Raw genomic sequence first — 13,813 nt, 5'->3', positions numbered from 1 at the left:
TTTTAATCGGTATTACGGACCTCCATGCCCTACAGCAACAAAAAAGTGCTCACCCGATTCCTAAAATGGCGATATAGAAATATCTCCAACAGGACCTTTATTCAGATAATGAGCCTAATCGTAGGTTTTTTGGCAGGATTGGTCGCGGTTACCGTGAAGAACTCCACCTATTTTATCGAGTCACTCCTAAAAAAAGGAATCGTTTTCTCGGAAAACCAATTATACTTCATACTGCCCACCATAGGTCTAACCTTAGTCTACCTCTACGTAAAATTCATACATAAAGAGCCCTTACAACATGCCGTCTCCTCCATTATATTCTCCCTATCGAAAAAACGGGGCCTGCTCAAACTAAAGGACATTTACACCCCTTTGATCACCGCTCCCCTCACCGTAGGTTTCGGTGGTTCTGTCGGTTTGTTGGGACCAGCCGTAAAATCCGGTTCGGCGGTCAGTTCGAATTTGAGCCGATTTTTCCATATAGATGCAAAGACAAGGACGCTCTTGGTCGCTTGCGCATCCGCCGGGGCCATAGCCTCCATTTTCCAGTCACCCATTGCCGCCATCATTTTTGCGGTGGAAGTTTTTACGTTGGATTTGACTATGATGTCCATGCTCCCTTTGCTTTTGGCATCGATTTCGGGCGTGTTGACCTCTTATTTCTTTTTGGGAAACGAAGTATTGTTCAGTTTTTCCCTGTCCGAAGGTTTTAAACTGGAAGATACGGCCTTCTACGTTCTCTTGGGTGTGGGCACAGGTTTTGCATCCATTTATTTTACCAAAATGTACTTTGCGATTTTATCGCTTTTCAAAAAATTAAAAAGTCCCAAATACAAACTTTTGGTAGGTGGTGTTGCTATTGGAATCATGTTGTACGCCATTCCCCCACTCTATGGTGAAGGTTTCGGATTCATTAACAATCTGTTGGATGGCGACCATTTAAAAGCTCTGGGCACCACCCCTTTCGATGCCTTTACCGATAATATTTGGGTAGTAATAGCGCTTCTGTTCGGAATCACCATTTTTAAGGCAATTGCCATGACGACCACCATAGGTGCGGGAGGAGCAGGAGGGGTTTTCATTCCAACCATGGTGATGGGCAGTGCATTGGGCAACGTTGTCGCCAAGGTCATCAACAATTTGGGGTTGGGGTTATCGGTTTCGGAAAGCAACTTTACATTGATCGGTATGGCAGGTCTCATTGCAGGGGTAATCCACGCACCCTTGACCGCAATTTTCTTGATTGCAGAAATTACAGGTGGATATCAACTCTTTGTCCCTCTAATGATTACAGCGGCAATCTCTTATTTGATAACCAAAAACGCCCTGGACTACACCATTTACACCAAGGAACTGGCCAAGATCGGAGCGCTCTTATCGCACAATAAGGACCAGATGGTACTTGGACTCATGGAAATGGACGATGTTGTCGAAAAGAACTTTAAGCCCGTTCACCCTAAAATGTCATTAGGCGAAATGCTCCATCAATCCGTATCCAAGTCCAAAAGGAACCTATTTCCCGTGTTGGATGATGAAAAGAAACTGATAGGCATAATCGTCTTGGACGATATCAGGCCCATGATGTTCGATACCGAACTCTATGACACGGTTTTTGTGAAAAATTTGATGCATGCCCCGCCAGAGATTATATTCTACGAAACGGACAATATGAAACAGGTAATGAAAAAGTTTCAGGATAGCGGTGCTTGGAATTTACCTGTCATTAAAGATGGCAAGTACGAAGGCTTTATCAGTAAATCAAAAATGTTGACCGCATATCGCAGAAAATTAATCAATTACTCTCAATGAAGATAAAACTCAAACATATCGTTTTTCTGATCATGCTCGCTTCCCTTGGCTCCATATTCTACGGTCTTTCCTTGGAAGAAGGGCATCCACAGGCACCCAAATACATTGGAGGAGGCACAATTGGTCTATTTTTGGTGGCCATGCCGCTTTTCCTGTGGAAAGAAAGCAAGGTCAAAAACATGAAAGATTACATGCTTACCAAGGAAAATATTAAGAAAATGCAAGAAAAAGAACGAAAAAAGACTGAAAATCAATAATTTTCATAAGATTTAAACTTCATTTCATCCAATCAGTCATAAAAAAAGTTACATTCGTATTTTAACATTTTATTTATTTTTTAATGACTGGTACAGTAAAATTTTTCAATGATTCCAAAGGTTATGGTTTCATTACGAACGACGACACAGGAAAAGACATCTTTGTTCATGTTACAGCATTGAACGGAGTGGAATTGAACGAAGGCGACAAAGTAGAATACATCGAAGAAGAAGGAAGAAAAGGAGTGGTTGCTGCACGCGTGCAAGTAATCGGATAAAAATATTTTATTTTGATTTGATTTAAAACCTCGGCAATGCCGGGGTTTTTTCTTTAGTTAAGGTTTCTTCGTTGAATAAAGAATCGCTTGAGCATTTCTGAAGCTTCCCTTTCCATAACACCACCTACGACCTCGGTTTTGGGATGGAGGTGCCCTCCCATAACACTAAATCCGCGCTCCAGATCTGAAGCGCCATAAACCACTTTGGAGATTTGGCTCCAATACAATGCCCCTGCGCACATTTGGCAAGGCTCCAAGGTCACGTACAACGTACACCCCTGCAGGTATTTCCCGCCTAAAAAGTTCGATGCAGCCGTAATGGCCTGCATTTCGGCATGTGCGGTAACATCTTTTAAACGCTCGGTTAAGTTGTGGGCCCTTCCAATGATCCGGTTGTTCACCACTATGACCGCACCAACGGGTACTTCCCCATTTTCAAAAGCGATTTCCGCCTCTTGCATGGCTCTTTTCATAAAATAATTGTCGTCAAATGGGTTCTCCACGATTTTTATGTCACTTTTCAACAGATTGCTAAGCTACACATAAAATAATTTTGAGGAGAATCGATACTTTTGTTTTTTATTCATTGGAAAGACTGCTAAAACATATCGAATCCCCTAAGGACCTCAAAAAATTGAACTTGGACGAGCTGCCCAAGCTCGCTCAGGAATTGAGGGAATTCATTATTGACATTGTTTCTACCAAGGAAGGGCATTTAGGTGCCAGTTTGGGGGTTGTGGAACTTACCATTGCCCTTCATTATGTGTTCAATGCACCATATGACAAACTTATTTGGGATGTAGGTCACCAAGCCTACGGACACAAAATCTTAACGGGACGCAAAGAAATTTTCGATACCAACCGACAATTGGGTGGCATCAGTGGTTTTCCAAAACGAAGTGAAAGTGAATACGACGATTTTGGGACCGGACACAGCTCCACCGCTATATCTGCTATTCTTGGCATGGCCATGGCCTCTAAATTAAAGGGCAACATTAACAGGCAACATATCGCCGTAGTGGGCGATGCATCAATTGCAAGTGGAATGGCCTTTGAGGGGCTTAACCATTTGGGAGTGACAGATGTTAACGCATTAATTGTCTTGAACGATAACGCTATCGGAATAGACCCAAGCGTAGGTGCGTTAAAAAAATACCTTACCAATGTTAAGGCCGGCACCGCCAAGGACGAGAACATTTTTGAATGCCTAAACCTTGACTACACAGGACCAATCGATGGTCATGACCTAAAGGCTTTGGTGACGGAACTGGAACGTTTAAAGCATGTTGATGGTCCAAAACTGCTTCATATTATCACCACAAAAGGGAAAGGGCTAAAACAGGCCGAGGAAGACCAAGTGGTTTACCATGCCCCTGGAAAATTTGATAAGATTACTGGGGAGCGGTTTAAAAAATCGGGGGAGGTACAGCCTCCCAAATATCAAGATGTGTTTGGACATACCATTGTGGAATTGGCCAAAATAAACCAAAAAATTGTTGGGATTACCCCGGCTATGCCCAGTGGAAGCTCCCTTAAATTTATGATGGAAGAAATTCCAGAGCGGGCCTTTGATGTAGGCATCGCCGAGCAACATGCCGTAACCTTAGCCGCAGGTATGGCCACTCAGGGATTGGTCCCGTTTTGCAATATTTATTCTACTTTTTTGCAGAGAGCCTATGATCAAGTCATACACGATGTTGCGCTACAAAAACTTCCTGTAATTTTCTGTTTGGACAGGGCTGGTTTGGTGGGACAGGACGGTCCTACGCACCATGGTGTTTTTGATATGGCCTTCTTGCGCTGTATTCCCAACTTGATCATATTCTCCCCAATGAACGAGATGGAGTTACGAAACATAATGTACACAGCACAATTCGGATTGGATGGACCGATTGCAATAAGATACCCTCGAGGTCGTGGCGCAACCATAGACTGGAAAAATGATTTTGAATCCATAGAAATAGGTGCTGGCCGCAGTCTTAAAAATGGTTCCAAAATTGCTGTTTTGACCATTGGACATATTGGCAATACGGTTGCCGAACTCATTCAAAAATTGGATAGGCCTGAAGAAGTGGGGCACTATGATATGCGCTTCGTAAAACCTCTGGACAAGAATCTTCTCCGAAGTGTTTTCAATACATACGAGCATGTTATTACCGTGGAAGATGGCACAAAGCTGGGTGGTCTTGGTTCTGCTATACTCGAATTTATCAACGAGGAAGACTTATCAAAACCTGTTAAAATATTTGGAATCCCAGACCAATTTGTGGATCATGGCGATGTCTTGGAAACCCACCAAATGGCTGGTATAGATTTTGATACGATACACTCATACATACAATCAACCTTGAACCAATGCGATTAAACTGTTTTTTAATTCTATTCCTAGCCGTTTTTCTATCTGCACATTCCCAAGTTACCCAATTAAAGGCGTTTGAAATTGATAGCACTAATGGCAGTTTTAAGATAATTCGCATTAAGGATGTAAAACTCAAGTACCTCACCCGAAACGCAAAACTGACCGACCCGCGTACGGTATTGAACCGGGTAAAGCCTTTGAGTATATGGTACAATCGTTTCAAACCAACATCTTTCTGGAAAAAGGTCAACAAATTTGGTCTCAACGTCAGTGAAGTTTCTTTTGTAAACTGGAACGCAGGGGGAGACAACTCTGTTTCGGCTCTTGCGAGCGCAGATTTTGCCCGTAACTATAAATTCCGGTATCTAAATTGGAACAACGAAGCCCAGTTTCGATACGGCCTCAATGCCCAAGAAGGAAGGAAGCTACGAAAAACCGACGACCAGATCCGACTCTCCACGACTCTCAGTTTTAGGAAGGACACCATCACCAATTGGTACTATTCGGTAAAGGCCAATATTCGGACGCAATTTTCCAATGGTTATAAATATCCTGATAGAGAGACGCCAATTTCAAGATTTATGGCCCCTGGATATTTGTTTGTCGGTGTCGGTACATCATATATACCCCCAAAAGATCAGTTCAACCTTTACATTTCACCCGCTACCATGAAATCAACTTTTGTATTGGATGAGAATCTCTCCAACCAAGGGGCCTTTGGTGTGGAAGAAGGGGATAGAGTGTTTTTGGAACTTGGTTTTTTGGTGACGAATACTTGGGAAACCGAAATTACCAACAACGTTCTTATGAGCCATCGCCTCAATCTATATACAGATTATGTTCGGAGTTTTGGGAACATAGATGTGGATTGGGAGCTTAACTTCAATCTCAAGGTGAACGACTTTCTAAATGCCAATATTGGAACGCACATCATCTTTGATGATGACATCAAATTTGATGAGGAAGTTGCTGAGGATGGAACCATAATAAGCCCGGGCGTGGCCAAAGTCCAGTTTAAGCAGTTACTGGGGGTAGGGCTGCTCTATTCGTTTTAGACCTTTCGCCCTGTCAGTTTATCATGGATATGAACGGCGGCACTATCGGACAGACTGGCCACAAAACAACTGGTGTCCAATAATATCTTATAGATGGGCACATCCGTATTCCTATAGTTTTCAGGTAAACTTTTGATGAGCAATCGGTCATAATTGGTATCCTCTCCCTCCTTTACATTGATAAGGGCCGTAGTGTACATATCCAATAAGTCCGAAATAATTCGATATCCCGCCAATTCCTTATCCACTACCTCGGTGGATTGATATATCTTTTCCACGCTCAATTTGATGATGTCATCGACCTGCGCTGTGTACTTTCCTTTGTCCAGTAAAGATGCATCAAACTCACCATTGAGAATCTTCTCCTCGTTATTTACAAAAACGTCTACTGCATCTCCTATCAAGGTACTGATGGCAAGCGCCCTCAAATAGCTCAATCTATCACTGGAGGTAGTCATGGCATTATACTTTTTGGTATTGATGTTGTCCTTTACCAAATTGATAAGGTACTCCAAGGCATATTCCTCGGGTATCAATCCCAAATTGATGCCGTCCTCAAAATCGATAATGGTATAGCAAATATCGTCCGCTGCCTCTACCAAATAGGTCAATGGATGTCTTAAAAATCCTGTTTTCGGGTGGGCAGGATTGGGCAAAAGACCTATTTCCCCCACTAATTCATTAAAAAACTCTTTTTCGGACTGGAAAAAACCAAACTTCTTATCGGCAATGTTCCTCGACGGTTTTTTTGGCAAAGAAGCTTTGGGGTACTTTATGAATGCTCCCAGAGTAGCGTAGCTCAACCGCAATCCCCCTGGCACTCCTTCACGGGATTCTGTCAACAACTTAAACCCGTTGGCATTACCTTCAAAATCAATCAAATCTTGATACTCTTCTGCTGCGAGAACATCTTCGTAGAATTTTCCTTTGCCCTGTTTAAAGTAATTGCCGATGGCTTTTTCCCCACTGTGCCCAAACGGAGGGTTGCCAATATCATGGGCCAAGGCTGCGGCGGCTACAATAGCTCCAAAATCGTTAAAGTGATGGCCATGAACTTCGGACAAGAACGGATACTTCGCTAAAACCTGTTGTCCGGCAATACGCCCCAAACTTCTTCCCACTACGGACACTTCCATACTGTGCGTAAGGCGGGTATGCACAAAATTCTTCTGCGAGCCTACGGCAATCGGCATTGGAAACACCTGTGTTTTGTCCTGTAAACTCCTAAATGCCGATGAAAAAATGATTCGGTCGTAGTCCACCTCGAACCCTAGCCGGGTTTCGTTCTGTTCCTTCCGCAGGCGTTTTCCGGTGTCCCCGTATCTTTTTAAAGAGAGTAGCTGTTCCCAGTTCATAATGATTTATTGGTGCAATATACGTTTAACCTAAATCATAGACCAACATAGGGGCTTTACATTGCTTTACAATGCTTAATGATTACTTAAACTTAAAATTACAGTAAAGAAATTTCCAAAGTTCAATTTTGAATTGGATTTCTTTATGGATATTAGTTTTTGTCGACTATTCTTCGAAATCTGATGGCTACCTTTCAAGAGGTAGCCTTTTTTATTAAAATGACATACATAAAATAACATACAGGAAATGTTAACTTAACATTGGGTGCGGTTATTTGCAGCGACAAAAACTAGTACCGTAATGAATACCAAAAAGTTAACCCTAATTGGGATTATCTTTATATTCACTTGCACGCATTTTTCTTATTCCCAAGAAATTAGCTCAACGCGTTTTGGCGACGGATTGCTCAACATTATGGGCAAAGACAGCACTTGGTCCATGAAAGTGGGAGCAAGAATGCAATTATTGTCCAATTTTAGCTGGACTGATGAAGGGCAAAATAAATTTGCCAATCCTGAGCAGGATTTTTTGGTAAGACGTGCGCGGCTTAAGTTTAACGGCTTTGCCTATTCCCCAAAACTTAAATATAAGATAGAGCTTGGTCTTTCCAACAGGGATATGTCGGGGTCCTCAGAGTTTACGGGCAATACGCCAAGGTACATTCTTGATGCCGTGGTCATATGGAATTTCTACCAGAACTTTGAACTTTGGTTTGGACAGACCAAATTGCCCGGTAACATTGAAAGGGTCATCTCTTCCGGAAATCTTCAACAGGTAGATCGCTCATTGTTGAATAGCAGGTTCAATATAGACAGGGATATGGGCTTTCAGCTCAGACATCATTTCTATTTGGGCAATAGGTTTTTGGTCCGTGAAAAATTCGCATTCTCACAAGGTGAGGGAAGAAACGTTACACAAGGTAATCTAGGAGGGCACCAATACACCTCAAGAATTGAACTGCTTCCCTTTGGGAATTTCATTAAAAAAGGAGACTATAGGGCCGCCGACCTCAACCGTGAGCAAACCCCAAAGCTAATGTTCGGAACTACTTATGACATAAACAACAACGCGGTTAAAACTAGGAGCAATATGGGAAGTTATATGTCCAATGATATTGGGTTCCACGAAACCAACATCTATACCCTGTTCCTTGACCTTATGTTCAAATACAGGGGCTTTTCACTTATGGGGGAGTTTGCGCATCGCGATGCCAGTGAACCAGTGGCATTGAACCCAGATAACACTCCTACGGGAGACGTTGTGCAGGTAGGAAATGGACTTAACCTGCAATCGGGTTACTTGTTCAAAAATAATTGGGAGGTATCGGCCCGATTCACTAACATTGAATTGGATATGGAAATCACAGGTAAAAATCCGCAAAAACAATATACATTAGGGCTATCAAAATATATTGTAGGACATAAACTAAAGGTTCAAACAGACCTTAGCTATTTAAATATTGACAATGGTTTGGATGAGCTGATGTACCGCCTACAGGTAGATGTACATTTCTAAAAAATAACCTTAACATAACTTATCAAAAGTGTATTCTCTTGATATTTGAAAAATTTTTTTGAATTCTAATTATGGACAACATTTACTTTTTAATCCTTGTAGCCTTGGGCATTCTGGCCATTGCAGATCTTGTTGTTGGCGTCAGTAACGATGCTGTAAATTTTCTGAATTCTGCTATTGGTTCCAAGGCAATATCGTTCAAGACCATCATGATCGTGGCAAGTGTGGGAATAGCCTGTGGAGCCATTTTCTCCAGCGGTCTTATGGAAGTTGCAAGGAAAGGTATTTTTAACCCCGGTGAATTTTATTTTGATGAGATCATGTTCATTTTTATGGCCGTAATGATCACTGACATACTGCTATTGGACTTTTTCAATACCATAGGAATGCCCACATCAACCACTGTTTCCATAGTTTTCAATCTTTTGGGTGCCGCTGTTGCTATGGCAATTTTAAAAATAGCAAATGTAAATGGTAGTTTTTCGGATATTCTTCATTACATCAATACGGACAAGGCCATTGAAATAATCATAGGTATACTTTCGTCAGTTGTGATTGCTTTTTCCATTGGTGCCTTTGTGCAATGGGTATCCAGGGTATTGCTCTCGTATCAATTTCAAAGAAAGGCAAATTGGGTCGGCGCCGTTTTTGCGGGAATCGCGCTGTCTGCCATTTCTTATTTTATCCTTTTAAAAGGAATAAAGGGAACTCCTTTTGCCGACCAGACTTATGGTTTTATAGGAGGTGTCACCATTAAAGATTATTTGGAGACAGAGGTCTACAAGGTGGGCTTTATCAATTTTGCTTTTTGGGCCATTTTGTCCTTTGTACTTATACAGTTCGCCAAAGTCAATATTTACAAAGTTATCATTGGGGTGGGTACGTTCGCTTTGGCACTTGCTTTTGCAGGCAATGATCTGGTCAACTTTATTGGTGTGCCCATTGCTGCTTGGCAATCCTACATAGCATGGTCGGGATCAGGAGTGGATGCTTCTGAATTTAGCATGGGAATCTTGGCCAACACAGTTGAAACCCCTACCCTTTTGTTGTTCCTATCAGGGATGATCATGGTAGCCACCTTATGGATGTCCAAAAAAGCTAGATATGTTGCCGATACAGAAATAAACTTATCCAGAGAAGGTGAGGCCAAGGAAAAATTTCAGCCAAACTTTCTATCAAGAGGTCTGGTAAGATTTTCCATAAACTTGTCAACATGGGCATCTTCTATAGTTCCCAACTCCCTACAAAACAAAATCAATAAACGGTTTGAAAAGCCCACTGTGAACCTTTCAAAGGAAAAGGTGCTTCAATTACCCGCTTTTGATATGATCAGGGCTTCGGTCAATTTAATGGTTGCCGGTATCTTGATTTCCATAGCTACATCTTACAAACTCCCCCTATCAACCACCTATGTCACCTTTATGGTGGCCATGGGTACTTCCTTGGCCGATAGGGCCTGGGGTGCTGAAAGTGCGGTTTACCGAGTCGCTGGGGTTTTGAACGTAATCGCCGGATGGTTCAGCACGGCCATAATCGCTTTTATTGCTTCAGGAGTGGTCTTGTCCCTCATTAATTTTGGGAAAGGTGCCGCCATAGCCATGTTGTTGTTCGCAGCGGTGCTTCTTTTGGTAAGAAATTATATCTCCTATAACAAAAAATCCAAGGAAATCAAGGTCGAAGATCGTTTAAGAAGAGCAGAAAGTAGTTCCATACAAGGCGTTATCGAAGAAACCGCGACCAACATTGCCAATGTGGTAAAGCGTAGCAACAAAATTTACTCCAACTCCATTAATGGTCTTGCCAAGCAGGCTTTGGATTCCCTGAAAAAGAACAAAAAACAAGGAAATAAACTGGCCTTGGAAATAGAAGACCTCAGGGAACACACCTTTTATTTCATCAAGAACTTGGAAGAGGCCCATATTGGAGCCAGTAACTTCTACATAAACATAATGGGGTACCTGACAGATATGTCCCAATCCTTGGAATACATTGGAAAGGTGAGTTACAACCACGTTCAAAACAATCATAAAAAGCTAAAGTACAATCAAATAAAGGAGCTCAAGGAAATCGACCATAAATTGGAGGAAATCTTCAACAGTACCCAAAAGGCGTTCGAAGAAAAATCCTTTGAGCAGATAGGTGCAATATTGGATTCCAAGCAAGAGCTTTATGATCTTGTTTCCCAAAAGATAGACATCCAAGTATCCCGAACAAGAACAGAGGAATCGAGCCCAAAGAACACCACTCTTTACTTCTCCCTATTGCTCGAAACAAGGGACTTGATAACCGCTATGATGAACCTTTTGGAACAATACTATCGCGAACACGATAGTACGGTTCAACCAGCCACTATCGAAAAAAAATAAAAACGGTATCTTTTCGTCCTCATTAATTTTAATAGGATGAAAAGATATTGTTTTACTCTATTTGTTTTTGGCCTGTTATCCGCTGCCTCCGGGTATTCACAATCAGTTTCAGCGGAGGAGGTTTTGGAAAAAGCCATTGCTTTTCACGATCCGAATGGAAATTGGCAAAGCTTGCAGGCCACCTTTAAAGTTGTGATGGAAACCCCTAACAGCCCAGAAAGGATTAGTGTAATTCAGGTTGATTTTCCAAAACAGGAATTTAATCTGGATGTATCCCAAGGAGATCATACGTATTCCTACCAAATCCAGGATACATCCTGTGAGATTACCTTGAACGGAAGTAAAGAATACACCCAAAAGGAAGCCGAGCAGTTCAAACTGAGCTGTGAGCGCGGTAATTTTATGAAGGATTACTACACGTATCTCTACGGACTCCCCATGAAGCTGAACGATCCAGGAACCAACTTGGATCCAAAAACTGAAAAGAAAACATTCGAAGGCAAAGATTATCTTGTTCTAAAGGTGACTTATGATGCAGAAATAGGAAAGGATACCTGGTATTTTTACTTTGACCCTACCACCTATGCCATGGAGGTATACCAGTTTTACCATGATGAAAACAAAAATGATGGAGAGTACATCATTTTAAAGGGACTGGAAACCATTGAGGGGATAAAAATGCCAAAAACAAGAGCGTGGTACATGAACAAGGACGATAAATATTTGGGCACCGATACCTTGTCAAAAGAGGCACAATAGCCTACCTATAAAAATTCATTTCATCCATATACTTCCAAACCGTATATGGCAATAACGGACGGATATTTTTTCCTGCCTTATGTGCCTTACGAATAAAAGTGGAGGAAATTTCCATAATCGGGGCATCGACCCGAGTGATCTTGGGATGGTCTTTAAATTCATGTTCCACAACGCCTTCTGAAACTCTAGGATAGACATGAATGGAATAGTGCTCCAAAATGGTTTCATAATTCTTCCATTTATGGAAATTCTTCAAATTATCTTCTCCCATGATCAGTGAAAAACGATGGTCCTTGCCGTAGTTGTCATCCAAATGGGCCAATGTATCTGTCGTATAGTTTGGCTGCGGGAGGTCGAACTCTATTTTACTGGGCTTTAGTTTGGGATACTCCTGTACTGCCTCAAAAACCATTTGATACCGATGATTATTGTCCAGAAGCGATTGCTTGACCTTAAATGGACTTTGTGGGGTAATAACGAACCAAACCTCATCCAGATCGGAAAACTCCACCATATGGTTGGCAATGATCAAATGACCAATATGTATGGGGTTGAAGGTCCCAAAAAAGAGCCCTACCTTTTTCATGGTCTAGTTTTCTTTTGGAGGTATCTCGACACCGAGGAATTCGGCCACCAATTTATGGGCTTCATCCAGAGCAACATTTAGATCATAGTTCTTGATGATCTTATCAAACTGAGGAGCCGTGGCAAGTTCCACTGAAGCTTTCGCAATTCTCATGTTGATCTTATCGTCGCTCTCGGTGCTTCTCTTCTTGAGCCTTATTTTCAATTCATCCACGCTAGGCGGCTTTACAAATACCGCCAAGGTCTTCTCGGGAAATTTCTTTTTGATTCTGAGTCCACCGGACACATCAATATCAAAAATTACATTTTTTCCCTCTGCCCAGAGTCTTTCCACTTCGCTTTTAAGGGTGCCATAAAAATTGTCCCTGTACACTTCCTCCCATTCCAAAAAGTCACCGTCCTTGATGTGCCGCTTAAATTGGGAAACGGACATAAAATAGTAATTGACACCATTCTTTTCCTTGCCCCTCCGTGGGCGTGAAGTGGCAGAAATGGAAAATGCCAAGTTGAGTTCGGGTTGATCCAACAAATGTTTCACAATGGTCGTTTTTCCACTACCCGATGGTGCCGAGAAAATAATGAGTTTACCGCCTTCCGTCATAACACATTCAGCATTTGTTCTTTGATTTTTTCCAATTCGTCTTTCATTTGCACTACCAATTGTTGCATGGGTGCATAGTTTGCCTTGGAACCAATGGTATTGATTTCCCTTCCGATTTCTTGGGAAATGAATCCTAGTTTTTTTCCATTGGAATCATCGGAGTTTAAGGTCGATTCAAAATATTTCAGGTGGTTGGCCAACCGGACCTTCTCTTCTGTGATGTCGTATTTTTCCAAATAATAGATGAGTTCCTGCTCGAACCTATTGGCATCGAGCTCCACTTTTAGGTCGGCAACCGCTTTCTCCAATCGTTCGCGCACTGTCCCAAGTCGCTCGGGATCCATGGTGTTCACCTTTTCCAATAAATCGTTCAAGTTGTTGAGCCTTGCTACAAAGTCTTCTTCCAAAACTTTTCCTTCTTCATTCCTAAACTCAACTATTTTGGAAAGCGCTTCGTTCATTGCTTCGATTATGGACTTGTACTCCTCCTCATCAATATCATCCTTATCCGTTTTTAACGTATCCGGCATCCGCAGGGCCATCTCCAATAGTTTAATATCATCCCCATTGACAATATTTGCCAATTGGTCCATGTAATTTCTAACTACTCCTTGATTGACTTCTGCCGTGGTCTCCTCCCCGGTTATTTCAACATAAAGGTTAAAATCCACCTTGCCCCTCACCAAAGCTCCAGCTATCATTTTGCGCAGTTCCAGTTCTTTTTCGCGATAGAATTGAGGGAGTCTGGCATTGATGTCCAAACTCTTGCTATTAAGCGACTTGAGCTCTATAGTGATTTTTTTGGAAGGAAGCTGTACAATGTGCTTCCCGAAGCCTGTCATGGATTGAATCATAGATGTATGATAAATTTTG

13 protein-coding genes are annotated in these 13,813 nt (G+C 41.9%); 8 read left to right on the top strand and 5 right to left on the bottom strand.

Features of this window, described 5'->3' with window-relative positions; genetic code table 11:
* The first annotated feature begins 24 nt into the window (after nucleotides 1–24).
* The 3 genes from J0656_RS03160 (at nucleotide 25) to J0656_RS03150 (ending at nucleotide 2,344) form a co-directional block, all read left to right on the top strand.
* Entirely contained in the window at nucleotides 25–1,809 is a 1,785-nt protein-coding gene (locus tag J0656_RS03160) for a chloride channel protein (RefSeq protein WP_207031445.1), read from the top strand.
* Nucleotides 1,806–2,066, top strand: a complete 261-nt coding sequence (locus tag J0656_RS03155; protein WP_207031444.1) for a hypothetical protein — start codon at nucleotides 1,806–1,808, stop codon at nucleotides 2,064–2,066. Before J0656_RS03160 ends, J0656_RS03155 begins: the two co-directional genes overlap by 4 nt.
* An 83-nt stretch (nucleotides 2,067–2,149) precedes the next feature.
* Nucleotides 2,150–2,344 (top strand): cold-shock protein, encoded by a 195-nt coding sequence (locus tag J0656_RS03150; RefSeq protein WP_108245446.1) that lies wholly within the window; start codon nucleotides 2,150–2,152, stop codon nucleotides 2,342–2,344.
* 53 nt (nucleotides 2,345–2,397) lie between these two features.
* Here J0656_RS03150 and J0656_RS03145 read toward each other — a convergent pair whose 3' ends face one another.
* Nucleotides 2,398–2,847 carry a nucleoside deaminase gene (locus J0656_RS03145; protein ID WP_176618924.1) on the bottom strand — a complete coding sequence of 150 codons (450 nt, stop codon included), beginning with the start codon at nucleotides 2,845–2,847 and terminating at the stop codon, nucleotides 2,398–2,400.
* 50 nt (nucleotides 2,848–2,897) lie between these two features.
* Between J0656_RS03145 and J0656_RS03140 the strand changes: the two genes are divergently transcribed.
* The gene (locus tag J0656_RS03140) at nucleotides 2,898–4,709 is read left to right on the top strand and encodes a 1-deoxy-D-xylulose-5-phosphate synthase (protein WP_237688823.1); all 1,812 of its coding nucleotides are present in this window, start codon (nucleotides 2,898–2,900) and stop codon (nucleotides 4,707–4,709) included.
* Complete coding sequence (locus J0656_RS03135; RefSeq protein ID WP_207031443.1) at nucleotides 4,700–5,758, top strand: DUF3078 domain-containing protein; 1,059 nt, start codon at nucleotides 4,700–4,702, stop codon at nucleotides 5,756–5,758. Before J0656_RS03140 ends, J0656_RS03135 begins: the two co-directional genes overlap by 10 nt.
* Here J0656_RS03135 and dgt read toward each other — a convergent pair.
* Nucleotides 5,755–7,113, bottom strand: coding sequence for a dGTP triphosphohydrolase (gene dgt / locus J0656_RS03130; protein WP_207031442.1), 1,359 nt, complete (start codon nucleotides 7,111–7,113; stop codon nucleotides 5,755–5,757). The genes J0656_RS03135 and dgt overlap by 4 nt on opposite strands.
* Nucleotides 7,114–7,414: 301 nt before the next feature.
* Here dgt and J0656_RS03125 point away from each other — a divergent pair, with 301 nt between their 5' ends.
* From J0656_RS03125 to J0656_RS03115, 3 genes are all read left to right on the top strand, one after another.
* Nucleotides 7,415–8,629: a porin gene (locus J0656_RS03125; protein WP_207031441.1), complete on the top strand. Its 1,215-nt coding sequence runs from the start codon at nucleotides 7,415–7,417 to the stop codon at nucleotides 8,627–8,629.
* 71 nt (nucleotides 8,630–8,700) lie between these two features.
* Complete coding sequence (locus J0656_RS03120) at nucleotides 8,701–10,995, top strand: inorganic phosphate transporter (protein WP_207031440.1); 2,295 nt, start codon at nucleotides 8,701–8,703, stop codon at nucleotides 10,993–10,995.
* 36 nt (nucleotides 10,996–11,031) lie between these two features.
* Nucleotides 11,032–11,754 (top strand): DUF6503 family protein, encoded by a 723-nt coding sequence (locus J0656_RS03115; protein ID WP_207031439.1) that lies wholly within the window; start codon nucleotides 11,032–11,034, stop codon nucleotides 11,752–11,754.
* A 1-nt stretch (nucleotide 11,755) separates the two neighbouring features.
* Here J0656_RS03115 and nadD read toward each other — a convergent pair whose 3' ends face one another.
* Genes nadD through J0656_RS03100 form a run of 3 tightly spaced genes read right to left on the bottom strand, consistent with a single transcriptional unit; the run spans nucleotide 11,756 to nucleotide 13,794 of the window.
* Entirely contained in the window at nucleotides 11,756–12,340 is a 585-nt protein-coding gene (nadD, locus tag J0656_RS03110) for a nicotinate (nicotinamide) nucleotide adenylyltransferase (protein WP_207031438.1), read from the bottom strand.
* Nucleotides 12,341–12,343: 3 nt separating this feature from the next.
* On the bottom strand, nucleotides 12,344–12,940 hold the full coding sequence (gmk, locus tag J0656_RS03105) for a guanylate kinase (RefSeq protein WP_207031435.1): 597 nt from the start codon (nucleotides 12,938–12,940) through the stop codon (nucleotides 12,344–12,346).
* Nucleotides 12,937–13,794 carry a YicC/YloC family endoribonuclease gene (locus J0656_RS03100; protein ID WP_207031433.1) on the bottom strand — a complete coding sequence of 286 codons (858 nt, stop codon included), beginning with the start codon at nucleotides 13,792–13,794 and terminating at the stop codon, nucleotides 12,937–12,939. The genes gmk and J0656_RS03100 overlap by 4 nt, the downstream gene beginning before the upstream one ends.
* Nucleotides 13,795–13,813: the final 19 nt, after the last annotated feature.

It is taken from the genome of Flagellimonas aurea, from assembly GCF_017313785.1.
Lineage (GTDB): Bacteria > Bacteroidota > Bacteroidia > Flavobacteriales > Flavobacteriaceae > Flagellimonas > Flagellimonas aurea.
The sequence above is the reverse complement of the archived record's forward strand: the minus strand, read 5'-3'. Positions and strand labels throughout refer to the sequence as shown.